The organism is Nocardia sp. NPDC004654, from assembly GCF_040609595.1.
Taxonomy (GTDB): Bacteria; Actinomycetota; Actinomycetes; order Mycobacteriales; family Mycobacteriaceae; genus Nocardia.
In genome coordinates this window covers 680289-702762 of record NZ_JBEXKI010000002.1, presented here as the reverse complement: position 1 = coordinate 702762, position 22474 = coordinate 680289, and the positions used below count along the sequence as shown (strand labels likewise).

Sequence of the window (22474 nt, the reverse complement as noted above, 5' to 3'; positions counted from 1 at the left end):
CTCGATCGCCCGCGGGGTATCGATGCGCGTCTGCGCAGGCCCGCGGGTCACAAAGAGGTTTGCCCGCCCCCCGAAGGGGGAAAGTGGGCCATGGACACACAGGGCGGGTACGGTTCTGCGGACAGGTGAGTAGACCGAACGCCAGGTCCAGGAGCGAGGTTGCACGGTGTACGTAGTGATCATGGGATGCGGTCGCGTCGGCTCGTCGCTGGCCCGCGCCCTGGTCCGGGTTGGCCACGAGGTCACCGTGATCGACCGGGATCCGAGCGCGTTCCTGCGGCTGGGTGACGATTTCCCCGGCGAGCGCCTGGTCGGCGTCGGCTTCGACCGAGATGTGCTGACCCGCGCCGGAATCGAGCGGGCCGAGGCGTTCGCCGCGGTCTCCTCCGGCGACAACTCCAACATCATCTCCGCAAGGGTGGCCCGCGAGACCTTCGGCGTCGAGCGCGTTGTCGCCCGGATCTACGACGCCAAGCGCGCCGCGGTGTACGAGCGGCTCGGCATCCCGACCATCGCCACGGTGCCGTGGACCACCGACCGTTTCCTGCGCACCCTCGTCGGCGATTCCAGCACGACGACTTGGCGCGATCCCACCGGAACGGTCGCGGTGACCCAGCTGACGCTGCACGAGGACTGGTACGGGCGGACGGTTCGCGATCTGGAGCGCGCGATCTCCGTCCGGGTGGCGTTCATCATCCGGTTCGGCCAAGGCCTGTTGCCCGACAGCAAGACCATCGTCCAGGCCGACGACATCGTCTACGTGGCCGCGAACTCGGGCAGCGTCGGCGAGGTCGTCGCGCTGGCCGTCAAGCCCCCCGCTAGCGAGGACTGATCATGAAGGTGGCCATCGCCGGGGCAGGCGCCGTCGGCCGATCGATTGCCCGCGAACTGCTACGCAGCGGACACACGGTGATGCTGATCGAGCGTCAGCTCGACCACATCGACGCGGAAGCCATTCCGGACGCCGTCTGGGTGCACGCCGACGCGTGCGAACTCGCGCTGCTGGAGGAAGCCGGGCTGGAGACCTACGAGGTGGTCATCGCGGCCACCGGCGACGACAAGGCGAACCTGGTACACAGCCTGCTCGCCAAGACCGAGTTCGGCGTGCGCCGCGTGGTCGCCAGGGTCAACGACCCGCGCAACGAATGGCTCTTCGACGAGTCGTGGGGCGTCGACGTGGCGGTCTCCACGCCGCGCCTGCTCGCCTCGCTGGTCGAGGAGGCGGTCTCGGTGGGCGACCTGGTCCGCCTGATGACGCTGCGCCAAGGGCAGGCGAACCTGGTGGAGATCACCCTGCCCGCCGACACCGCGCTGGCGGGCAAGCCCGTCCGCACCCTGACCCTGCCCCGCGACGCCGCGCTGGTGACGATCCTGCGCGGCGGCCGGGTGATCGTCCCGCAGGCCGACGATCCCTTCGAGGGCGAGGACGAGCTGCTGTTCGTGACCTCGGTGGAAGCCGAGGAAGATCTGCGGGTGGCGCTGGCCGACCACGGCATCAAGCCATAACACCCCGATACGGTTTGCTGCCGCGGTTCGGGCTCAGGCCACCGGCTGCAGCTGCGCCCGCAGCTTGCTGAGGGCGCGGTGCTGCATCACCCGGACGACGCCGGGGCTGGTGCCGATGGCCTCCGCGGTCTGCGCGGCCGACCAGCCGAGCACGATCCGCATCACCAGCACCTCGCGGTGCGCGGGAGCCAGTATCTTCATCAATTCCCTGGTGGCCGAGCGGCGTTCGAGCGCGAGCGCCCATTCTTCCGGCCCAGCGGCCGCCGACGGGGAGTCGGGGACGTCCGCGACGGGATACGTCGGGTGCATCTGCGAGCGCCGGAACGCGTCGGCGATCTTGTTGGCCGCGATGCCGTAGACGAAGGCCAGGAAGGACTTGCCCTGATCCCGGTAGCGCGGGATGGCGTTGACGGTGGCCAGCAGGATCTCCTGCACCACGTCGTCGGCGGTGACGTGCAGGTGGGCGGTGTTGCCGAGACGGGCGCCGGTATAGCGGCGGACCAGCGGGTGCACTACCCGCACGATCTCCGACACCGCGTGCTTGTCGCCCGCGGCGGCGGGGCCGATCAGCTTGTCCAATTCGGCCGCCACCCGGCGGCTCTCCGTCAGCGCGGGGCTGGGGTGGGCGTGGGTCTTGGTGGTCGAAACCTTGTGCTCGGTAGCCAATGTCCGAGTCCTTTCTAGCCGATCGTTGCGTTTCTCGTGTTGCAAACGATCGTCCGATGAACTCGTGGCACCAACCAGGTACCCCAGGGTGGAGAGTGCCCCACCTCGGCGGTGGGGCGGACCCCACCCCTGTTCCGTATCAGGCGGTTTCGGCCTTGGCGCGCGGCAGATGACCCGCCCGGCGCACGGCCCAGATGGTGACCGCGAAGGCGACGGCGGTCAGCGGCCAGCCCATGGCGATGCGGGCGACGGCGAGCCAACCGGTGCGGTCGGTGTCGTAGAGCTCGGACTGGACCAGATACCTGGCGGCGAAGACCACGACGAAGGTGGCGGTCGCCAGGTCGTAGAGGCGCAGCGCCCTGCGGTCGGCGCGCCAGCCGGAGCCGTGGCCGTTCAGCACGCCCCAGATCACGCCGACCAGCGGCCGGCGCACCAGGATCGAGGCGAGGAACACGCCCGCGTAGATCAGGCTGGTGTAGATGCCGAACAGGAAGAAACCCTTGGCCTCGCCGACCCGGTAGGCGATCAGCGCGCAGACGCCGACGCCGAGGAAGCCGGAAATGGCGGGTTGCACCGGATCGCGTCGCACCAGCCGCCACACGAGCACGGCGGTCGCGACGCCCAGCGCCGCCCAGATCGCGGCGGTGAGCCCGGCGAGAGTGTTCACCGGGACGAAGACGAGCACCGGCAACGTCGAGTAGATCAGGCCGCTGAATCCGCCCAACTGCTCGAGCAGCGTCTGTTGGGCGGCTTCCTCACGCACGGCCTCTTCGGCCGAGGCGGGACGGTCGTCCGTACGCCTGCGAGCCGCGGCGTCGATCGGTCGCTCGATATCGGTCGGCGTGCCTAGATCGGCGCCGTGGTCGTTGCTCGATGGCATACGTGTCAGCTGTTCCCGCGCAATTCGTAGTAGGGGTTGAAGATCACCTTACGGCCGTCGCGGTCACCGACCCGGCCGCGGACCAGAATTCGCCGCCCCGGTTCGATGCCGGGGATGCGCCGGCGGCCGATCCACACGAGTGTGATGGCGTCGGTGCCGTCGAAGAATTCTGCCTGAACACTGGCGCCCACCGACTTGGGGCAGGCCTCCACACTTCGTAGACGACCGAGCATCGTCGCTTCGTCACCGCGACGACACTCCGACGCCCGACACGCGCCCGACGCCTCTGCGGTCTCGGCCAGCTCCTCGGCATCGAGTCTGTCGATGTCCTCGGTAAGCCTGCGGCCCAGACGTCGAAAATACCCTGAGGCTGCGGATGGCATTACACGCTCTCCTGCTGCACAGATGGCGCGGGTCTCACGCCATCGTGGTTGTTCGGTGACGACCGGCTGTTGGCCGTACACCCGCCACTGTAGATGCCTACGGTCACCCCCGCTACGCTCGACCCGGTGTTCGACTCCACACATGTCACGACGGCCACACGACCTGCGGTTCCGCTTGTCGTCGCGCTGCCGGGCACCGGCTCCGACGCCGATTTCGCCCGGCGCGCCTTCGACCCGGCGAGCGTCGCCCGCGGGTTCGAATCGATTGCCGTGGAGCCGGATCCGCGGGCGGTCGTGGCCAGCTGCCACGCCGCGCTGGACGCCGCCGCCGCGCGGGGCCCGGTACTGGCCGCGGGCATCTCGCTCGGCGCGGCGATCGCGCTGGAATGGGCGGGCGCGCACCCGGAATCCGTCGCGGGCGTCGTCGCCGCGCTGCCCGCATGGACGGGCTCGGACACCGCCCGTTGCCCTGCCGCGCTCAGCGCCGCCGTGACCGCCGAGCAACTGCGCGCCGACGGCTTGGAGACGGTCATCGCCCGGATGCGCGCGAGCAGCCCGCGCTGGCTGGCCGACGCCTTGACCCAGTCCTGGCGTTCCCAGTGGCCGCACTTGCCGCAAGCCCTCGAGGAAGCCGCCGACTACAAGTGGCCGAGCACCGACCGCCTCGCCACGCTGGACGTGCCGGTCGCGGTCGTCACCGCGACCGACGACCCGGTCCACCCGCTCGCCGTAGCCGAGGAGTGGGCCGATCTCATCCCCGGCGCCCGGCTGTTCCGCACCACGCTGGACGAATTGGGCGCCGACCCGGCGATCCTGGGCCGCCTCGGATTCACGGCATTCGACTGACGGGCCGGTCTTCCGCTGACGGGCCGGTCTTCCGTACCGCGGCCCGTGGGCGAACTCCTCGCCGAGACCGGACGGGCCACGCCGTTGCGGCAGGAGACCGTCCACCCGCCTCGCAGTGCGGACAACCTCCGCGAGGCGGGTGCGAAGCGATCAGTTCAGGCCGAGCTGCTGCATGGCGGAGCCGTCGGCGCCGCGGCGCGGCTGGGGCGGCAGCGTCTGCGGCTGGGCGGGCACCGGGTTCTGGGCCGCGGCGGCCTGGGCGGCCAGCTGCTGCTGTTGCGCCTCGATCTGCGCGTGGTGCGCGGCGGCCAGCTGCTCGGCGAGCTGCTGCGGCAGGACGACCGGCAGCGGATCGCGCACCGGCAGCGGATCGGTGCCGCGCCGGATGACCGTCTCGCTGAGGATCGCCCGCGCCGCGGACACCAGCGGCGTGCCGTCGTTCACCGCGCCCGAGGGGCCCGCCGCGACCAGGCGCACCATCCAGCGGTAGCCGTCCACGCCGATGAAGCGCAGGTCGGCGCCCTCCGTGATGGCCAGGACTTCCCGGCCCCACGGACCGGTCTCCACCGCGACCCGCGCGCCGTCCTTGCGCAGCGAGTCGGCGAGGTCGGCCGCCACCGCCCGCCACTGGCCCGGCGATTTGGGCGCGGCATAGGCGGCGACGGTGATGCGGCCGTGCTCGGTGGCCAGGTGCACCGCCTGCGGAGTGCCGTCCGGGGTCATCTCGACCTGTAGCTGGCCGCCCGGCGGCACCGGAAGGATGACCGAACCCAGGTCGAGGCGCTGATCGACGACTCCTTCGAGCAGCTCGGCCACTTCGTCGTAGTCGTAGGGGCCGGTCCGATCGCCCTCCGGGCGTTCCGCGAAACCGGCGCTGTCCTCGGCGAATTCGTCGTAGGACAGCTCGTCGTACTCGGCGTCGTAGTCCACGTCGTCGTACTCGGCGCCGTATTCGTCGTACTGGTCCTCGAACCGGTCCGACCGCTTCTTTCTCTTTCCGAACATCGTCGCCTCACGCCTCCCGGCCGGTCACCCGGCTCACCCCGTCGGTCTCCGCGCCCAAGCTGGCGTGACCGCCGCTGGACCCGTAGCCGCCCGCACCCCGCGTCGTGTCGTCGAGCTGATCGACCTCGACGAAGTCCACCAGCTCGACCCGCTGCACGAGCAGCTGCGCGATCCGGTCGCCACGGCGCAACTCGATGCGCGTGCGCGGATCGTGATTGATCAGACACACTTTGATCTCACCCCGGTAGCCCGCGTCCACGGTCCCCGGCGTGTTCACCACCGACAGCCCGGTCTTGGCGGCGAGCCCGGACCGAGGATGGATCAGCCCGACCGTGCCGACCGGCAGCGCCACGGCGACGCCGGTGCCGACGAGCACCCGCTCCCCCGGCTCCAGGATGACGTCCTCGGTGGTGCACAAGTCCACGCCGGCGTCGCCCGCATGGGCGCGCGTCGGCACGGGAATGCCCGGATCCAGCCGCAGCAGGGGTATCGGTGAAAGTGCGCTCACGTTGGTCGAGCCTACGCGTACCTCGGCGTTCGCCTGGCGGGACGGTGGCCTACTGTTGAGTCGTGTCGGACAGGCCCAACCCTTCGGTGACGGACAACGAGAAACAGGCCCGCCGGCCATACGTCGAGCGGCTCTGGGTACCGCTGTGGTGGTGGCCGGTCGGGTTCGGCATCGCCGGGTTGCTCGCCGCCGAAATCCACATGGGCGCACCCGGAATCCGGGCCTGGCTGCCCTATGTTCTGCTGTTCCCGGTCGCGGCCTGGGTGCTGGTGTGGTTGAGCCGCCACAAGCTGGCGGTGAACGCCGACGCCTCGGGCACACCGGAATTGCGCGTCGACCGCGCGCACCTACCGGTGAATTTCGTGTCTCGCGCGGCGGTGGTCGCCCCCTCCGCGAAGAGCGCGGCCCTCGGCCGCCAGCTCGATCCCGCCGCGTATGTGCAACATCGTCCCTGGATCGGTCCGATGGTGTTGTTGGTCCTCGACGACCCCGATGATCCGACGCCGTACTGGTTGATCAGTACGCGCCGACCAGAGAAGGTCCTTGCCGCGCTCGGGCTGCCGAGCGCGGGCTGACAGTTACCTTCGGCCGAACCCGCGGTCCGGCCGGATTCCGCGTCCCGCGAACTATCAGGCGGCGCAATCCATGCAGATCATCTGGCCGCCTGCCTCGCTGGCCAGCCTGCTGCGGTGGTGAACAAGGAAGCAGCTGGAACAGGTGAACTCGTCGGCCTGCTTCGGAATCACCCGAACCGAGAGCACTTCCTCGGACAGATCCGCGCCGGGAAGCTCGAACGACTCCGCGGTATCGGATTCGTCGATATCCACGACGGCGGACTGCGCCTCGTTGCGACGAGCCTTCAGCTCCTCCAGCGAATCTTCCGACACATCGTCGGATTCGGTGCGCCGCGGTGCGTCATAGTCGGTTGCCATGTCGTCTTCCCCTCGTCCTTACTCCGTATATCCCGGACCGGCTGCCGCCACTCCGATTCCTCGCCGGAATCGAGCGCCCGCACCGCCCCGCCGGTGGTGCACATCACACGTGCACCGGTCACCTATCAGGGGGGATCACTAGGATCCATACCCGGTAGCGCTCGGTAAACGCAGGACATGCCCTACTTGTTCCCGCGACCGACCCACCGTTTTCGCCGCTGGTGATTCGATCTGGGCCGCCAGACAATAGCGGACCGCGCGACAAAAGTCGCAATCAAAACACAGCCGAGTCGAAACTGTCGGGGAATCGACACCAACGCTGGAACTCGCCGAGACCTTCCGCACCGGCCTCGCGACATTTTCGTAGAGTGTGGCTCGTGGTTTCACTGATCACCGAAGGCAGCGCTTCGGATTCGCAGGGACGACCCTACGCTCGGCGCCGCCCCCAACCCTGGCTCATCATGCTCGGCGTCATGGCGCTGATCTGCGCGATCGTGTGGATCAAGGCGCTGACGACGCAGGACACCGACACCACCGCGATGGCCTGCAACTCGCCGAGTCCCGCCAGCGATCCGGGCGCGGCCCCGGCGCCCAAGCTGGGTCAGCGGGTCGGCGCGTCGCGGCTGGAGGACGTGGAACCCGCACCGCTCGCGGCGAGCAAGGTGCGCGTGCTGAACGCGAACAACCAGCGTGGCCAGGCCGCGCACGTCGCGGCGCAGCTCGGTGATCTCGGCTTCGCGAGCGCACCCGGCACGCAGTACGGCAACGATTCGATATACGTCAACGGCGACCTGGAATGCACTGGGCAGATCCGCTTCGGCGTGAACGGCAGGCCCGCCGCGGCGTCGGTGCAACTCGTCGCGCCGTGCGCCGAGCTGATCGAGGATCAGCGTGAGGACGACAGCGTGGACCTGGTGCTCGGTTCGCTGTTCCGGGATCTGCGGCCGAGCAACGACGCCGAGGAGGTGCTGCGTTCGCTGAAGAACCCGGCGCCCGGCGCCAGCACGGCGATCGACTCCGAACTGCTCGACGCCGCACGCTCCGCGCACTGCTGACGCCGCGCTAGCCGCGCATTTCCGACCCGGCGCCGAACCGACACTCCCGGCGCCGCGATCCCGGATCACCGATCCGGGATCGGCTCCGTCGCGCCCACTTCGGCGAGCAGTTCGCCGAGTTCCCGTGCGATGCCCGGCGCCGCGGCGACGACGAGATCGCCCGCCGCGCCGGACGCGGTCGCGGGCGGAAGCGTCAGACGCGCGCCCGCTTCCGCGGCGATCAGCGCGCCCGCGCCCCAGTCCCAGGCGTGCAGCCCGTGCTCGTAGTACGCGTCGACGCGCCCGGCGGCCACGTTGCACAGGTCGAGCGAGGCCGCGCCGAAGCGGCGGATGTCGCGGATCCTCGGCAGTACCCGCCCGACCATTTCGGCCTGCCGCGCGCGCCGGTGCGCGCCGTAGGCGAAACCGGTGGCCACCAACGACATCGAGAGATCCTCGACCGGGTTGCACCGCAACTGTTCGACCGTGCCGTCGGCGGCCGTCGCCGTGGCGCCCAAGTCGAGCCCGGCGCTGTAGGTCACCGCCCGCGCGACGTCCACCACCGCGCCCGCGACGGACCTTCCGTGGCGCATCGCCGCCACCGAGACCGCGTAGCCGGGGACGCCGTAGAGGAAGTTGACGGTCCCGTCGATCGGGTCGACGACCCAGTGCACCGCGTCGTCGTCGACGGTCATGCTGCCGCCGCCTTCCTCGCCCACGATCGGGTCGCCCGGCCGCCGCTCGGCGAGCAGCGCGCGGATCAGTTCCTCGCTCTCGGTGTCCACCACGGTCACCGGATCGGTCGCGTGGCCCTTGGCCCGCACAGCGCCGTCGGTCACGGCTCCGGCCGGGCCGAACACCTCGGGGCGGCGGGCGCGGACATGGGCCGCGGCTCGTTCGGCGAGCTCGACCGCCACGCGGCGGAGTTCGGACGCGGTCCCCCCGGTCTCGGCGGCGGACTCTTCGGCTACTGGGGTACTGGATTCCGGCACGCCGTCCATCGCATCACAGATGCTTCCACGTGCGCAGCCTCGATCGCGCATTACTCTTGTCGTGCACGACACAGCGCCGTCGTCGGGCACCCCACCGCACCCGCCCGCAGGCGGCCGCGTGGACCCGGTGCGGCGGGCGCTGTGATCACAACCGGCCAGCTAAGGGAACGAGGGGTTAGCCATGTCCGCTCGGGGGCACGCATTCGGTATCGATATCGGCGGCAGCGGCGTCAAGGGCGCCGCGGTGGATCTGGCCACCGGCGAGCTGTTGCACGAGCGGATCAAGATCGCGACCCCGCATCCGTCGACACCGCACGCCGTCGCCGACGCGGTGGCCAAGCTGGTCGCCGAGGCCGACTGGCCCGGCCCGGTGGGCATCACGCTGCCCTCCGTCGTCCTGGAAGGCGTGGCGCGCACCGCCGCCAACATCGACAAGACCTGGATCGGCACCGACACGCGCACCCTGTTCTCGGCGGCCCTCGGCGGCAGATCGGTCACGGTGCTCAACGACGCGGACGCGGCCGGGCTCGCGGAGGACCGCTACGGCGCGGCAAGGGATTTCGACGGGCTGGTGCTGCTGCTGACCTTCGGCACCGGCATCGGGTCGGCGCTGCTCTACAACGGCACGCTGGTGCCCAACACCGAACTCGGCCACCTCGAGGTCGGCGGCATGGAGACCGAGCACCGCGCCGCGGCCTCGATCAAGGATCGCGAGGGTCTCAGCTACGAGCAGTGGGCCGCGGAGGTCAGCACCGTACTGATCGGTCTGGAGAACCTCTTCTGGCCGAAGGTGATCGTCGCGGGCGGGGGCATCAGCCGCGATTCGGACCAGTGGATTCCTTTGCTGACCAATCGGACTCCGGTGGTTCCCGCCCGGCTGCGCAACACCGCGGGTATCGTCGGCGCCGCCATGGCGATCGCCTCGGGCGTAGTCCCGTGACCTGCTGGCGGCGCGCGGGCGACGGGTCGGCGACGACGCGGAACACGCTCGAGGCGGGCGTGCGACAACTGGCATCGTGCCGTGAGTACCCTGGTTGGATCGTTACAATGGAACATGCCCGGCGGTGAGCCGGAGAAACCCGACCGGCCCTCCGCCGGTGAAACCCGACAGACCGCTCCGCCGGAACACCACTCTGGCGTGACGCCGCACGAGACCGTCACGAAAGGGCGTACGTGGTAGCCACGACCCGTCAGACCGCCGAATCGGCCGACGCCGACTCCACAGATGTAACCGCAGCACGGCCGGTCCGCAAGGCTGCCGCCAAGAAGGCACCGGCCAAGAAGGCCGCTGCCAAGAAGGCGCCCGCGAAGAAGGCCGCCGCGAAGAAGGCGCCCGCGAAGAAGGCCGCCACCAAGAAGGCGGGCCCCGACGGCGAGCCCGGCGCCGAAGAGGCGTTGGAGGACGAGGCTCTCGATCTCGAGGATCTGGACGATCTGGAGGTCGACGAAGGCGATCTCGCCGAAGACGCGGACTTGGCGGACGACACGGCCGAGGACGTCGCCGAGGACGAGGAAGCCGAGGGCGCCGAGGAGCCGTCGGAGAAGGACAAGGCCTCCGGCGATTTCGTCTGGGACGAGGAGGAGTCCGAGGCGCTGCGGCAGGCCCGCAAGGACGCCGAACTCACCGCCTCCGCCGACTCGGTGCGCGCCTACCTCAAGCAGATCGGCAAGGTCGCGCTGCTCAACGCCGAGGAGGAGGTCGAACTCGCCAAGCGGATCGAGGCCGGCCTCTACGCGGCGGAGAAGGTGCGCGAGTTCGCCGAGGCGGGCGAGAAGCTGCCCGTCGCGATGCGCCGCGATTTCAACTGGATCGTGCGCGATGGCAACCGGGCCAAGAATCATCTGCTCGAGGCCAACCTGCGACTCGTCGTGTCGCTGGCCAAGCGCTACACCGGCCGCGGCATGGCGTTCCTGGACCTGATCCAGGAGGGCAACCTCGGTCTGATCCGCGCGGTGGAGAAGTTCGACTACACCAAGGGCTACAAGTTCTCCACGTACGCCACCTGGTGGATCCGGCAGGCCATCACCCGCGCCATGGCCGACCAGGCCCGCACCATCCGCATCCCGGTGCACATGGTGGAGGTCATCAACAAGCTCGGCCGCATCCAGCGCGAGCTGCTCCAGGACCTGGGCCGCGAGCCCACCCCGGAGGAGCTGGCCAAGGAAATGGACATCACGCCGGAGAAGGTCCTCGAGATCCAGCAGTACGCGCGCGAGCCGATCTCGCTGGACCAGACCATCGGCGACGAGGGCGACAGCCAGCTCGGCGACTTCATCGAGGACTCCGAAGCCGTGGTCGCGGTCGACGCGGTGAGCTTCACCTTGCTGCAGGACCAGCTGCAGTCGGTTCTGGAGACGCTGTCCGAGCGCGAGGCGGGCGTGGTCCGGCTGCGCTTCGGCCTCACCGACGGCCAGCCGCGCACCCTCGACGAGATCGGCCAGGTGTACGGCGTCACGCGTGAGCGCATCCGCCAGATCGAGTCCAAGACCATGAGCAAGCTGCGCCATCCCAGCCGCTCCCAGGTGCTGCGCGACTACCTGGACTGATACGCACGGACCTACGGGCCCGCATTCCTTGTGCCACTTGCCATCTCGGCGGCGTGGCGGGGAGGCGGGCCCGTTGTCGTTCGCCGTGGGGTATTGCGCTGTCCCATACCACTTTCCAGATGGAACAAAACTGAAAAGTGATTCAAAACACTTCGGGGAACTCGGTTTTGCGCGGTCCGCTGCCGTACTGTCTGACGCACAAGTTTTCAATCGCCGGGCGGTCTCGGCCCGGCCATGGGGTTCATGTGCTCGACATTCACCACTTCACGTACGGGTCGTTGACACCGCTGCTGGCCTACATCATGTCCTTCACCGGATCGCTGCTCGGATTGCAGTGCGCCGCGCGGGCCAGGGCTGGTCGAAGTAGGGCCGGTTGGCTGGTGCTCGCCGCGTTCGCGATCGGCGGAACCGGCATCTGGGTCATGCATTTCATTGCGATGCTCGGCTTTTCGATCGCCGGAGCGGAGATCCGCTACGACGTCCCGCTCACCCTGCTCAGTGCGGCGACCGCGATCGTGGTGGTCGGCATCGGGCTGTTCGTGGTTGTCACCCCGCAGCCGACGCTGGTCGCCCTGCTCGCGGGCGGCGCCGTCATGGGTCTCGGCGTGGCGGCCATGCACTACATCGGCATGTTCGCGATGAAGTCCAACGCGACCATCGGCTACAAGCTTCCGATGGTGGCGCTCTCGGTGGCCATCGCGGTGGTCGCGGCGACGGTGGCGCTGTGGTTCACGTTGCGGGTCAACGGTTTTCTCGCCACCACCGGCGCGGCGGGGATCATGGGCCTTGCCGTGTGCGGCATGCACTACACGGGCATGGCGTCGATGCACGCGCACGCGCACGGCTCGGGCCATGGCGGGCCGGTCGCTGGGACGGGAGCGATGCAGTTGCTCGCGCCGCTGATCGTCGGCATCAGCATCGTGACCATGCTGCTGCTGATCGCCGTCAGCCTCACCGCGATCGAGCGCGATATCGAGCTGCCGCCGCTGCGCGCGGCCACCGTCCGTCCCGCCGCCGAGGACCTCGCCCCGCTGCCCAAGCCCCGCGTGGCCCCCGCGCGTTCCGCCGCCGACGATCTCGCACCGCCACCACCACCTCGCCCCGCCGCGGTGCACGTCACCCCGGAGCATCTCGCGGCGCTGTCCCCGTCCACCGCACGACCGACCGCCGAAGATCTCGTGCCCTCGCTCCCACCGCACGTGGCTCCCGTGCACCATGCCGCCGAGCACCCCGCGCCCGATCTCGAGCCCGGTCCGCAGTCGGCCGTGATCTCCGCCGCGCCGGTCACGGGGACACCGTATTGGCCGACGACGCACGACGTTCCGCGTCGGAGGTAGCGCGCGAATCGCCGTACGGAGTCGCCCCGCGTCGAACGGGAACGTGCCGCGACGCAGGACCACGAACCCTGACTTCGCTACGGCCGTGCGCTGGACTTCCGTCCCCCTCAGGAGGTGACCGCGGGACCCGGCTCGGGTTTCACGAAGGCCACCAGTGGCTCCACCACTCGTGCCGCGATGGGGCCGAACACCGCCATCAGCAGTACGTAGGCCGAGGCGAGCGCGGCCAGTTCGCCGGCGACCGCGCCGCCGGTCACCGCCAAACCCGCGATGACGATCGAGAACTCGCCGTGCGCCACCAACGCGGCGCCCGCCCTCGCCCGGCCCATCCGCCGAATGCCCTGCCGCTGGGCGGCCCACCAGCCGGTCGCGACCTTGGTCACCGTGGTCACCACGGCGAGCAGCACCGCCCAGCCGAGTACCGGCGGGATCGCGCGCGGGTCGGTACTCAGCCCGAAGGCGACGAAGAAGATGGCCGCGAACAGATCCCGCAGCGGCTCCAGCAGTTTCGCGGCCTGGTGCGCGGTCGACCCGGAGATCGCGATGCCGAGCAGGAACGCCCCGACCACCGCCGAGACGTTCAGCGCCGAGGCGGCTCCGGCCACCAGCAGCGCCGCTCCGAGCAATTTGAGCAGGAACACCTCGTTGTCCGAGCTGTCCACGATGGCCGAGACGTAGCGGCCGTAGCGCAGCGCCACCACCAGCACGATGGTGATCGTCGCGAGTGCGATGCCGAGCCCCCGCAGTCCGCTGATGAAGCTCAGGCCGGCCAGCAGGGTGGTGAGGATCGGCAGGTAGACCGCCATGGCCAAGTCCTCGAACACCAGAATCGAGAGCACGACCGGGGTTTCCCGATTACCGAGCCGACCGAGATCGTTGAGCACCTTGGCGACGATGCCCGAGGACGAGATGTAGGTGATCCCGCCCATGGTGAGCGCGCCGACGAGGCCCCAGCCGAGCAGCAGCGCCACCACCACGCCAGGAATCGAGTTGACGACGATGTCGACCACGCCCGCGGGCCACGACCGTCGCAGACCGGTCACCAGTTCGGCGGCGGTGTATTCCAGTCCGAGCAGTAGAAGCAGCAGCACCACGCCGATCTCGCCCGCGACATGACCGAACTCGTCGGCCTCGGCGAGATCGATGAACCCGCCCGACCCGAACGCCAATCCGCCGAGCAGATAGAGCGGGATCGGCGACATGCCGACCCGTCCCGCCACCCGGCCCAGCATGCCGAGAGCGAAAAACACCGCTCCGAGCTCGAGCAGGGCGAGCGCGGTCGTGTTCACGGGTCAACCGTGCGAGAGGATCTTCGCGGCGGCGTCCAGGCCGTCGGGAGTACCGACGACCACGAGCAGATCGTCTGCGGCGAAGGTGAAATCGGGTCCGGGCGACGGGTGCAGCTGACCCGCCCGCATCACCGCGACGATCGAGACCTTGGTGCGGGTGCGCATCGCCGTCTCGCCGAGCGTGCGGCCCTCGTACGGCGATTCCTCGGCGATCGGCAGCTGCCGGGTGGTGATACCGGGCAGGTCGCGGTGGTCCTCGCGGAGCTTGGCCACCAGTTGCGGTGCGCCGAGCAGATTGGCGAGCACGGCCGCCTCGTCGCTCGTCAGCGGCACCTGCGCGGCGCAGGCGTCGGGGTCGTCGAGCTTGGAGACGATCAGATCGATGCTTCCGTCCCGATGGTCGACCACGCCGATCCGGCGGCCCGACCGGGCCTCGAAGTCCTTGCGTACCCCGATGCCGGGTAGTGCGGTGACGTCGACGTTCACTCGTTCAGCGTAGCCCCAGCCGAACGAAATCGGCCTGAAGCCCCGCGCAGGTTCGGGCGCAGACCACGGAAACTCGATCAGCGCGTCACCGGCGAGCAACGCTATGGGCGAGTCTCGTGCCCGCCGGGGTGCGCCATGTCGGCCGTCGGATCGTTCGCGCGTCATCACTTCGGCGGACCCGCACCCCTCGACGGGTGTGCTGTGATGGGTCGGTGAAGCAGTGGCGCGCGTTGTCGGCGACCGCGCAGGACGCGTTGGTCGCGCTCTTCGCGTTCACCTTCGGCGCGTTCCTGTATCTGTCCGGGTTGTATCCGACGACCCAGGCGAGCCTCGCCTCGTCCCTGGGCACCCGGTTCGGTGTGCTCGCGCTGCTGTGCGCCGGGACGCTGCTGCGGCGGCGCGCGCCGCTGGTGGCGCTGGCGGCGGGCGCGGTGCCGGTCGGCATCGATCTGGCGCTGGGCCCGACGGTGCCGGTGTGGATCGTCTACTCGGATCTGATCTACGCGGCCGTCCTCTACGGCACGCGCGCCGTCTCGCGCTGGGTGACGATCGGCTGCGCCGGGCTGACGACGGTGATCACGATCGGGGTCTTCGTCGGCACCGGTGACTGGCGGGCGCTCGTGCTCTCGGTCGCCGCGGCGGCCGCGTTCGTCGGCACGCCGATCTGGTGGGCGCTGTCGGTGCGCACGCACAAGGAGATCGCCGAAGCCGAACGCGCGCGGGGGCAGGCGATGGCCTTGGTGGCCGAGCTGGATCGGCGCGCCGCCATCGCCGACGAGCGCAAGACGATGGCGCGCGATCTGCACGACGTCATCGCGGGGCACCTCTCGGCCATCGCGATCCAGTCCGAGGCGGCGCTCGGCGTGCTGACCCGCGAGAACTCCGATCCCGCGATGGCCGGGATCCTCGGCTCGATCCGGGCCAACAGCGTCAACGCGCTCCAGGAGATGCGGACCATGATCGGTCTGCTGCGCCGCGACGACGGGAGCGAGGACGAGCCCGCCGCGCCGCGCACCCTGGCCCAGTTGCCGATCCTGGTGGACGCCGCCCGGTCGGCGGGAACGACGGTGCGCGTTGCCGATTCGCTCGACGGGGCCGTGCTGCCCAGCGCGGTGGACCAGGCCGCCTACCGAATCGTCCAGGAGGCCTTGACGAACGCGATGAAGCACGCACCCAGCCGACCGGTCGACATCGCTGTCCGCGCCGATCCGTCGACACTCGACGTGTCGGTGCGCAATCCGGCGCCGGCGAACTCGCCCGAATCCCCGAATTCCGAAGGGGCGCACCGCGGCCTGGTGAACATGCGCGAGCGGGCCGCCGCGCTGGGCGGCAGCTTCACCGCAGGACCGGAAGCCGGAGGATGGTCGGTGCGCGCCAGACTGCCGCTCGGCATGCCGCAGCCGAGCGCCAGCGAGGCGGAGGCATGAGCGAACGAAGTGAGCGAATCGTGTGCCAGCGCGCTTCGCGCATGCCGGAACCGAGCGCCAGCGAGGCGGAGGCATGAGCGAACCGTCTGGCAGCCGAACAGCGGAGGTGGCATGACGATTCGCGTGCTGATCGCCGACGACCACGGCGCGATCCGCGCGGGGTTGCGGATGATCCTGGACAGCGCCGAGGGCGTCGAGGTGATCGGCGAGGCCGCCGACGGCGACATCGCGGTGGCGCAGGCCAAGGCGTTGCGTCCCGACGTGGTGCTGATGGACGTGCGGATGCCCGGCGTGGACGGCATTACCGCCACCGAGCGCATCACCGCCGACGCGCTGGCGCGGGTGCTCATCCTCACCACATTCGACTTGGACGAGTACGTCTTTCGCGCCTTGCGGGCCGGCGCGTCGGGGTTCGTGCTGAAATCCACGTCGGGACAAGCACTCCTCGACGCGGTGCGCGCGGTCGCCGCGGGCGACGGCGTGCTGGCGCCGGAGGTCACCCGGGCGGTGATCGCCGCGTTCGCGTCCTCCGGCGCCGACGCCGCACCCGCCGCACCGGACGGACTCGCCGATCTCACCGAACGCGAACGCGAGGTGCTGGACTGCCTCGGGGAGGGCTTGTCCAACGCGCAGATCGCGGCGCGGCTGTTCATCGGGGAGACCACGGTGAAGACGCACGTCTCGCGGGTGCTCACGAAACTCGGTGTGCGGTCCCGTGTTCAGGCGGCCATCCTGGCGCGGCAGGCGCGCGAGCGCTGAGCGGCGGCGCTCACTCCGCCAGCGGCGCGAAAGTTCCGTCCGGGCCGGGCAGATACTCGTCCACGGATGTGACGGTGCTCACAGGAAGCGGACCGTACAGGTGCGGGAAGAGCATCGACGCCGGATCCGTCGGCACGCCCGGCTCCCATTTCACCGGATCCACGAGCAGTTTCGCGTCGATGCGCAAGAGCACCAGGTCACGTCGTCCCACGTACAGGCGGTTGGCGGGCAGGTGCACCTGCCGCGGCGTGGACAGGTGAACGAATCCGACCTCGGCCAACGAGGGCGGCCGGTGCGCACCGGTTTGCCGTGCGTTGCGCCACTCGTGCAAAGTACAAAGGTGAACCAGCGTGTGAGTGTCGTACGTCACGGGTAATCTCCCAACAGACCAACTGGATAGACGTGTTCGTGGGTGATCGAGTGCGGTTCGATCCCTGAGCTGGAGTGTTCGCCATCAGCGAAATCCCAGGTCGTGTTAGAGAAAACACACAGAATCACTTGCGGGAACAATGCCCCCGTCCCGAACGTCTGACAGAGTAGTCATACCACTGCTGGGAAGTAGCGGTAGCGAGCTCGTGGTGAGTGACCACGGGCCCCACACCAGGTGAACGGACTGTAGTGCCGGGAGCCAGGACGGAGGAGTCATGCCAGGAACCCTGACAAGCACCCCACTGACCGCGGTCGATCGTTGCGACCGTTGCGGGGCGGCTGCCCGAGTGCGTGCCGTTCTGCCCGCAGGTGGAGAGTTGCTCTTCTGCCAGCATCACGCGAACGAACACATGGATCGGCTGCGTGAGCTCGAGGCCGTGATCGACACGGAGTCGGCTCCCGCCCTCTGACCGGAATTCGCGTCCCGACACAACAGCATCGAACAACAGAACACAGCTTTCCCCGCAGCGGGCGACGAAACGTCGCCCGCTGCGGGCATGTTCGGACTTCACTGTGGTGGAGGTCACAGTGGCGTACTTCCGCCTTCGCTCCGGCCACGCGCGAGATCGGCGGACCGTGTCCGACTGTGCGCCAGGTCACATCATTCGAGTTCGGCGAGGATCCCATCCAGCAACCGGGCCAGCCCGAACTCGAACGCGCCATCCGGATCCGCGGGCGCCTGATACCGCTCCCCCACCGCCGCGCCGACCCGTCCGGCGAGCGGGAACTCGCCGAGCGGCATGACCCGCGCCAGCTCGGGCCCGTACCGCTCCCACCACTGCGCGTCGGTCAGCTCCGCCGCGCCGCGGGCCGCGGCCACCGCCATCCGCGCGTTCCCGGTCGCGAACTCGGTCAGCACCGCGATGGCCCGATCCATCGCGAGATCGGTGAGCCCGATTCCCTCGATGGCCGCCAGCTGACGCTCGTAGCGCCGCATCCGCCCCGGCCCGAGCACCGCCCGCCAAGGCGACACCTCCAGCAGCCACGGGTGCGCCAGCACCTCGGCGCGGACCTGTCGCGCGATCGCGGCCATCCGCTCGCGCACCGGCAGCGCCGCGGGGATGGGCACGTCCTCCGCGGCGACGGCGTCGACCATCAGCACGGTCAGCGCCTCCTTGCTCGGCACGTAGGTGTACAGGCTCATCGGCCGCAGTCCCAGCTCCGCCGCGACCGCGCGAATCGACACCTTCTCGTACCCCTCGCGGTCGGCCAGTGCCACGGCCGCCGCGACCACGGCGTCGACGCTCACCGTCTGCTTCGGACCGCGCCCGCCCGTGCGCGGCGGCATCGACTGCCGCCACAGCAGATGCAGCAGTCGCCTGGCCTGATCGTCGTCGCTCTGCTCGGGCAAGGGACTCCTCGGAACAAACCCGGTACGGTGTACGTTGTCACGATACTCCGTACGCCATACGAGGATCTAGGGGTTCGCTCTGCCCAGCACACAGGCCACCTACCTGCCCGACCGTCACCTCTTCGCACTGTGGACATGGACCGGTCGTGGCGCCGGACGCGCGCCCGCCGAACTCGGTGATCGAGAGACCCTCGAGCTGGCGCTGCCGATCGGGCCGCGCGGGGCCATCGAGATCGCCGAGGTCGACTGCGCGCTGATCTCGCCCGCCGAACTCGCGGCGCTGGATCTGGGCAACGGATCGCCCGGCGAGGACGGTCACTCGAATCGGGCGCACTCGACCGACTCGACCCCGACGGCGGCCGCCGACCACTTGGCGACACCGCGGCTGCCCGACGCGGGTTCCGCACTACGGGTATGGCAGACAATCCTGCGCGAAGGCGAGCCCGTCGGCGCACTGCCCACCGCCGCGCACGCCGTACCGGACGCCGCGGGCACCGCGATCGTGTCCGCCGACCGCGCCCTGCGCACCCTGCTCGGCACCGAGGCGGTGGCCGCCGAGCTGGCGACGGCTCTGCACGCTGACCTGCGCCCCTACCAGGCGCGCGGGATCGGCTGGCTGACCGAGACCATCGCGGCGTACGGCGGCGCGGTGCTCGCCGACGAGATGGGCCTCGGAAAAACGGTGCAGGCCATCGGTTTTCTGCTCGGACGCGCCACGGCGGGCGCTCAGCTCGTGGTCTGCCCCACGTCGCTGGTCGGCAACTGGGCGCACGAGATCACCCGTTTCGCACCGGAACTGCGCCCGGTCACCTGGCGCGGCGGCGAACTCGCGGCAGCCGCGGGCGACATCGTGGTGGTCGGCTACCCGACGCTGCGGCTGCACGGCCACCTCCTCGCCGGACAAGACTGGGCGACAGCGGTGTTCGATGAGGCGCAAGCGTTGAAGAACCCGCGCACGCAGCTCGCCAAGGCCGCCAGGGACGTCACCAGCCCCGCCAAGGTCGCGCTGACCGGCACGCCGGTGGAGAACCACCTCGAGGAGCTGTGGGCGTTGCTGCACTTGGTCGCGCCGCGCCTGTTCGCCCATCGCGGCCAGTTCCGCCGCCGTTTCGTCCGGCCGATCCAGGAGGGTTCGGCCGCGGCCGCCGCCCGCCTTCGCGACACCATCGAACCGGTCGTGCTGGCGCGCAAGAAGTTCCAGGTCGCCGCCGCGCTGCCCGCGAAGATCCACACCGATCTGCTCTGCGACCTGACCGCCGAACAGGAGAAGCTCTACGACCAGCTACTGGAGCGGGCCATCGATGACGGCTTCGGTTCCGGCGCGCAACGCCAGAGCCGGGTGCTGGCCGCGCTCACCGCGCTCAAGCAGGTGTGCAACCACCCGGGCCTGATCACCGGCGATCTCGCCGAGCTGCCCGGCCGTTCGGGCAAGCTCGACCTGTGCACCGACATCGTCGCCACCAACCTCGAAACCGATTCGCCGACCCTGATTTTCACCCAGTACCGACAGACCGGCGAGTTGCTGGTCCGGCACCTCGCCGAGCAGTTCGGCGTCACCGCGCCGTTCTTCCACGGCGGACTGAACCAGGCCCAGCGCGCGGCGATCGTGCGCGACTTCCAGTCCGCTGACGGACCGCCCGTGCTCGTACTGAGCCTGCGGGCGGCGGGCACCGGCCTCACCCTGACCCGCGCCGCCGACGTGGTGCACTTCGACCGCTGGTGGAACCCTGCCGTGGAAGCGCAGGCCTCGGACCGTGCGCACCGGATCGGTCAGACCCGCACGGTCACCATCACCACCCTCACCTCCGGCACCACCGTCGAGGAGCACATCGCGGGCATGCACGATCGCAAGTCCGCGCTGACCGACCTGTCGGACTCCGCGGGCATCGCCGCGCTGGCCCGCCTCGACGACGACCAGCTCGTCGAGATCCTGCGCCGGAAGCGAGAGAACTGATGGCGGACAACGAATTCGGCTACACGGCATGGGGCATGGACTGGGTGAGGCTCGCCGAGCCGCTGCGCCAGACCCGGCCCGATTCGCTGCTGCCCCGCGCCCGCAGCATCGCCCGCAACCACGGCGTCCAGGCCACCGTCGAAGGCCGCGTCGTGCGCGCGCACATCCACCGCGGCGGGCAGGCGTCGGTGACACACCTGGAGGTCGCGCCGCTGTCCCGGCAGGCGGTGGCCGCGATCGCCGAGGTGATCCCGGACCCGACGGTGCTGACCGACGAGACGCACCGCGCGCTCGCCGCGGCAGAGGTGCGGCCCGCCCCGGTGCTCGCCGCCGTCGACTGCTCGTGCTCAGCGCGCACGCAACGCTGCGTCCACGTGCTGGCGACGCTCTACGACATGGCGCGGCGGGTCGACGAGAACCCGCGGCTCGCCCTGGAGATCCAGGGGTATTTCGAAGCGGCGCACAGCGATTCGGAGATCGTCGTCGAACAGCCGCGCTGGACGCCGATCAACACCCTGGACCCCGATCGCTTCTTCGAACCGGCCTGAGCCCGGCCGTCAGACCGCGGGCCGGCGGACCCTCGGCGTCTCACCGGGCCGGTATTTCACCGGGTGAGCGTCAGGCGTTGGTGCCGCTGTCCACGGTGAGGATCGCGCCGGTGATGCTGCGGGCGGCCGGGCCCGCCAGGAACGCCACAGTGGCGGCGACATCGTCGGCGGTGCCGAAGCGCCCGAGCGCGGTGAGGCAGACCTGGGTCGCGGCGTGTGCGCCGTCGGCCGGATTCATGTCGGTGTCGGTCGAGCCGGGCTGCACCAGATTCACCGTGATCGACCGCGGGCCGAGTTCGCGCGCCAGTGCCTTGGTGAATCCGTTGAGCGCCGACTTGCTCAGGTTGTAGAGCGCGAGACCACCGAACGGGGCGTGCTCGGTGAGATTGGTGCCGATGCCGATGATCCGGCCGCCCGCGCTCATGTGCGCGACCGCCGCTTGAGCGCCGACGAACGCGGCGCGGGCGTGCACGTGCAGCGCCCGGTCGATCTCCTCGACGGTGAACTCCTCGAACGGCTTGCTCGGGAAGATGCCCGCGTTGTTCACCAGGATGTCGAGCCCACCCAGTTCGGCGGCGGCGCGGTGCACCGAGTCCGCCACCTCACCCGCGTCGGCGCTGTCGGCGCGCAGCGCGATCGCGCGCCTGCCAAGCGCTTCGATCTCGGCGACAACGGTTTTCGCGGCGGTCTCGGCGCTCCGGTAGGTCAGCGCGACGTCCGCGCCCGCGACGGCCAGCTGCCGGGCGATGGCCGCCCCGATCCCCCTGCTGCCGCCGGTCACCAGTGCCACCTTGCCGGTCAGGTCGGACATCAGTACTCCCTCAATTTTTGTGTCGATCAGTACATAAATAGCTAAGCCCACGGCGACCGGCCCGTCAAGGGGTATATTTAACGATCGACACAGAAAGGAGCAGCCGTGGCCGAACGAGGTCGTCCCCGCGCCTTCGACCGCTCGGTCGCGCTGCGCCGGGCCATGGAGGTGTTCTGGGAGCACGGCTACGAGAGCGCGTCGATGAGCGACCTCACCGCCGCGATGGGCATCAACTCGCCCAGCCTCTACGCCGCGTTCGGCGGCAAAGAGGCGCTCTTTCGCGAGGCCATCGAGCTCTACGGCCGCACCGACGGCGGCTACACCGAGCGCGCACTGCGCGAAGAGCCCACCGCACGGGCAGCCATCGAGGCCATGCTGCGCGACAACGCCGCGGCCTACACCGTCGAGGACAAGCCACACGGCTGCATGGTGGTGCTCGCGGGCGCTACGTACACGACCCGCAATACCGGGGTGCGCGATTTCCTCGTCGAAAAGCGCAGGGAGACCACTGATCACATCCACGCGCGCCTGTGCCGCGGGGTCACCGAGGGCGATCTGCCCGCGCATACCGACACGGCGTCGCTGGCGGCCTTCTACACGACAGTGCTCTACGGGCTGTCCATCCAGGCCCGCGACGGCGCGGCGCTGGAGGACCTCACCCGATCCATCGACTGCGCGATGGCGGCGTGGCCCGCGAGTTCTCCCTGAGCGCTGACCTCCGCCGACGCGACCACTTGGCACGCGACTTCGGCCAGCGCGCGACTCGGCCGTCCCGCGACGCGGG

At 69.8% G+C, this 22474-nt stretch carries 26 protein-coding genes; 14 read left to right on the top strand and 12 right to left on the bottom strand.

The genetic code is table 11. The features are described 5' to 3' along the window. The first annotated feature begins 166 nt into the window (after positions 1-166). Both ABZV58_RS09095 and ABZV58_RS09090 read left to right on the top strand, forming a co-directional pair. Positions 167-832, top strand: coding sequence for a TrkA family potassium uptake protein (locus ABZV58_RS09095; protein ID WP_354999603.1), 666 nt, complete (start codon positions 167-169; stop codon positions 830-832). A 2-nt stretch (positions 833-834) separates the two neighbouring features. After that, complete coding sequence (locus tag ABZV58_RS09090; RefSeq protein WP_354999602.1) at positions 835-1506, top strand: TrkA family potassium uptake protein; 672 nt, start codon at positions 835-837, stop codon at positions 1504-1506. 33 nt (positions 1507-1539) lie between these two features. Here ABZV58_RS09090 and ABZV58_RS09085 read toward each other — a convergent pair whose 3' ends face one another. The 3 genes from ABZV58_RS09085 to ABZV58_RS09075 all read right to left on the bottom strand — a co-directional run bounded on the left by ABZV58_RS09085 (position 1540) and on the right by ABZV58_RS09075 (position 3435). Next, positions 1540-2172, bottom strand: a complete 633-nt coding sequence (locus ABZV58_RS09085; RefSeq protein ID WP_354999601.1) for a sigma-70 family RNA polymerase sigma factor — start codon at positions 2170-2172, stop codon at positions 1540-1542. Positions 2173-2311: 139 nt separating this feature from the next. Continuing rightward, positions 2312-3052, bottom strand: a complete 741-nt coding sequence (locus ABZV58_RS09080; protein WP_354999600.1) for a DUF3159 domain-containing protein — start codon at positions 3050-3052, stop codon at positions 2312-2314. Between the two features lie 5 nt (positions 3053-3057). Then, positions 3058-3435, bottom strand: coding sequence for an OB-fold nucleic acid binding domain-containing protein (locus ABZV58_RS09075; protein ID WP_354999863.1), 378 nt, complete (start codon positions 3433-3435; stop codon positions 3058-3060). A gap of 126 nt (positions 3436-3561) precedes the next feature. Here ABZV58_RS09075 and ABZV58_RS09070 point away from each other — a divergent pair, with 126 nt between their 5' ends. Beyond that, a complete protein-coding gene (locus tag ABZV58_RS09070; RefSeq protein WP_354999599.1) occupies positions 3562-4281 on the top strand; it encodes an alpha/beta fold hydrolase in 720 nt (239 codons plus the stop codon). A gap of 150 nt (positions 4282-4431) precedes the next feature. Here the strand turns inward: ABZV58_RS09070 and ABZV58_RS09065 are convergent, their stop codons facing one another. Continuing rightward, complete coding sequence (locus ABZV58_RS09065; RefSeq protein ID WP_354999598.1) at positions 4432-5286, bottom strand: DUF3710 domain-containing protein; 855 nt, start codon at positions 5284-5286, stop codon at positions 4432-4434. Positions 5287-5293: 7 nt separating this feature from the next. Beyond that, on the bottom strand, positions 5294-5794 hold the full coding sequence (gene dut / locus ABZV58_RS09060; RefSeq protein WP_354999597.1) for a dUTP diphosphatase: 501 nt from the start codon (positions 5792-5794) through the stop codon (positions 5294-5296). Between the two features lie 62 nt (positions 5795-5856). On the opposite strand from dut, the gene ABZV58_RS09055 reads away from it, so the two are divergent. Beyond that, the gene (locus tag ABZV58_RS09055; RefSeq protein WP_354999596.1) at positions 5857-6369 is read left to right on the top strand and encodes a DUF3093 domain-containing protein; all 513 of its coding nucleotides are present in this window, start codon (positions 5857-5859) and stop codon (positions 6367-6369) included. 54 nt (positions 6370-6423) lie between these two features. On the opposite strand, the gene ABZV58_RS09050 is transcribed toward ABZV58_RS09055, so the two are convergent. Then, positions 6424-6726, bottom strand: coding sequence for a DUF4193 domain-containing protein (locus tag ABZV58_RS09050; protein ID WP_067779587.1), 303 nt, complete (start codon positions 6724-6726; stop codon positions 6424-6426). Positions 6727-7103: 377 nt separating this feature from the next. On the opposite strand from ABZV58_RS09050, the gene cei reads away from it, so the two are divergent. After that, complete coding sequence (gene cei / locus ABZV58_RS09045) at positions 7104-7781, top strand: envelope integrity protein Cei (protein ID WP_354999595.1); 678 nt, start codon at positions 7104-7106, stop codon at positions 7779-7781. 65 nt (positions 7782-7846) lie between these two features. Here cei and ABZV58_RS09040 read toward each other — a convergent pair whose 3' ends face one another. Further along, positions 7847-8761, bottom strand: coding sequence for an inositol monophosphatase family protein (locus ABZV58_RS09040; RefSeq protein WP_354999594.1), 915 nt, complete (start codon positions 8759-8761; stop codon positions 7847-7849). Between the two features lie 172 nt (positions 8762-8933). On the opposite strand from ABZV58_RS09040, the gene ppgK reads away from it, so the two are divergent. From ppgK to ABZV58_RS09025, 3 genes are all read left to right on the top strand, one after another. Beyond that, positions 8934-9692: a polyphosphate--glucose phosphotransferase gene (gene ppgK, locus ABZV58_RS09035; RefSeq protein WP_354999593.1), complete on the top strand. Its 759-nt coding sequence runs from the start codon at positions 8934-8936 to the stop codon at positions 9690-9692. Positions 9693-9925: 233 nt separating this feature from the next. Continuing rightward, entirely contained in the window at positions 9926-11299 is a 1374-nt protein-coding gene (locus tag ABZV58_RS09030) for an RNA polymerase sigma factor (protein ID WP_354999592.1), read from the top strand. 245 nt (positions 11300-11544) lie between these two features. Then, on the top strand, positions 11545-12636 hold the full coding sequence (locus ABZV58_RS09025) for an MHYT domain-containing protein (protein WP_354999591.1): 1092 nt from the start codon (positions 11545-11547) through the stop codon (positions 12634-12636). 107 nt (positions 12637-12743) lie between these two features. On the opposite strand, the gene ABZV58_RS09020 is transcribed toward ABZV58_RS09025, so the two are convergent. Beyond that, the gene (locus ABZV58_RS09020; protein ID WP_354999590.1) at positions 12744-13925 is read right to left on the bottom strand and encodes a cation:proton antiporter; all 1182 of its coding nucleotides are present in this window, start codon (positions 13923-13925) and stop codon (positions 12744-12746) included. Between the two features lie 3 nt (positions 13926-13928). After that, positions 13929-14411, bottom strand: a complete 483-nt coding sequence (locus tag ABZV58_RS09015; RefSeq protein ID WP_354999589.1) for a cation:proton antiporter regulatory subunit — start codon at positions 14409-14411, stop codon at positions 13929-13931. A gap of 212 nt (positions 14412-14623) precedes the next feature. On the opposite strand from ABZV58_RS09015, the gene ABZV58_RS09010 reads away from it, so the two are divergent. Next, a complete protein-coding gene (locus tag ABZV58_RS09010) occupies positions 14624-15838 on the top strand; it encodes a histidine kinase (RefSeq protein ID WP_354999588.1) in 1215 nt (404 codons plus the stop codon). Between the two features lie 111 nt (positions 15839-15949). Next, complete coding sequence (locus ABZV58_RS09005) at positions 15950-16597, top strand: response regulator transcription factor (RefSeq protein ID WP_354999587.1); 648 nt, start codon at positions 15950-15952, stop codon at positions 16595-16597. A gap of 10 nt (positions 16598-16607) precedes the next feature. On the opposite strand, the gene ABZV58_RS09000 is transcribed toward ABZV58_RS09005, so the two are convergent. Then, complete coding sequence (locus tag ABZV58_RS09000; protein ID WP_354999586.1) at positions 16608-16967, bottom strand: DUF952 domain-containing protein; 360 nt, start codon at positions 16965-16967, stop codon at positions 16608-16610. A 274-nt stretch (positions 16968-17241) separates the two neighbouring features. Between ABZV58_RS09000 and ABZV58_RS08995 the strand changes: the two genes are divergently transcribed. Next, a complete protein-coding gene (locus tag ABZV58_RS08995) occupies positions 17242-17436 on the top strand; it encodes a hypothetical protein (protein WP_029903635.1) in 195 nt (64 codons plus the stop codon). Positions 17437-17627: 191 nt separating this feature from the next. Here the strand turns inward: ABZV58_RS08995 and ABZV58_RS08990 are convergent, their stop codons facing one another. After that, positions 17628-18377, bottom strand: coding sequence for a TetR/AcrR family transcriptional regulator C-terminal domain-containing protein (locus tag ABZV58_RS08990; protein WP_354999585.1), 750 nt, complete (start codon positions 18375-18377; stop codon positions 17628-17630). A 103-nt stretch (positions 18378-18480) separates the two neighbouring features. Between ABZV58_RS08990 and ABZV58_RS08985 the strand changes: the two genes are divergently transcribed. After that, the gene (locus ABZV58_RS08985; RefSeq protein ID WP_354999862.1) at positions 18481-20331 is read left to right on the top strand and encodes a DEAD/DEAH box helicase; all 1851 of its coding nucleotides are present in this window, start codon (positions 18481-18483) and stop codon (positions 20329-20331) included. Further along, complete coding sequence (locus ABZV58_RS08980; RefSeq protein ID WP_354999584.1) at positions 20331-20879, top strand: hypothetical protein; 549 nt, start codon at positions 20331-20333, stop codon at positions 20877-20879. The genes ABZV58_RS08985 and ABZV58_RS08980 overlap by 1 nt, the downstream gene beginning before the upstream one ends. Positions 20880-20949: 70 nt before the next feature. Here ABZV58_RS08980 and ABZV58_RS08975 read toward each other — a convergent pair whose 3' ends face one another. Further along, on the bottom strand, positions 20950-21690 hold the full coding sequence (locus ABZV58_RS08975) for an SDR family oxidoreductase (protein ID WP_354999583.1): 741 nt from the start codon (positions 21688-21690) through the stop codon (positions 20950-20952). A 105-nt stretch (positions 21691-21795) separates the two neighbouring features. Between ABZV58_RS08975 and ABZV58_RS08970 the strand changes: the two genes are divergently transcribed. After that, positions 21796-22398: a TetR/AcrR family transcriptional regulator gene (locus tag ABZV58_RS08970; RefSeq protein WP_354999582.1), complete on the top strand. Its 603-nt coding sequence runs from the start codon at positions 21796-21798 to the stop codon at positions 22396-22398. Positions 22399-22474 lie beyond the last annotated feature (76 nt).

Excerpts from the sequence above, each read along its gene's own strand:
- ABZV58_RS08995 (WP_029903635.1), top strand. The coding sequence starts at position 17,242 with ATGCCAGGAACCCTGACAAGCACCCCACTGACCGCGGTCGATCGTTGC.
- ABZV58_RS09075 (WP_354999863.1), bottom strand. The coding sequence starts at position 3,435 with ATGCCATCCGCAGCCTCAGGGTATTTTCGACGTCTGGGCCGCAGGCTT.
- ABZV58_RS09040 (WP_354999594.1), bottom strand. The coding sequence starts at position 8,761 with ATGGACGGCGTGCCGGAATCCAGTACCCCAGTAGCCGAAGAGTCCGCC.
- ABZV58_RS09065 (WP_354999598.1), bottom strand. The coding sequence starts at position 5,286 with ATGTTCGGAAAGAGAAAGAAGCGGTCGGACCGGTTCGAGGACCAGTAC.
- ABZV58_RS09005 (WP_354999587.1), top strand. The coding sequence starts at position 15,950 with ATGACGATTCGCGTGCTGATCGCCGACGACCACGGCGCGATCCGCGCG.
- ABZV58_RS09050 (WP_067779587.1), bottom strand. The coding sequence starts at position 6,726 with ATGGCAACCGACTATGACGCACCGCGGCGCACCGAATCCGACGATGTG.
- ppgK (WP_354999593.1), top strand. The coding sequence starts at position 8,934 with ATGTCCGCTCGGGGGCACGCATTCGGTATCGATATCGGCGGCAGCGGC.
- ABZV58_RS08975 (WP_354999583.1), bottom strand. The coding sequence starts at position 21,690 with ATGTCCGACCTGACCGGCAAGGTGGCACTGGTGACCGGCGGCAGCAGG.
- ABZV58_RS09090 (WP_354999602.1), top strand. The coding sequence starts at position 835 with ATGAAGGTGGCCATCGCCGGGGCAGGCGCCGTCGGCCGATCGATTGCC.
- ABZV58_RS09080 (WP_354999600.1), bottom strand. The coding sequence starts at position 3,052 with ATGCCATCGAGCAACGACCACGGCGCCGATCTAGGCACGCCGACCGAT.
- ABZV58_RS08980 (WP_354999584.1), top strand. The coding sequence starts at position 20,331 with ATGGCGGACAACGAATTCGGCTACACGGCATGGGGCATGGACTGGGTG.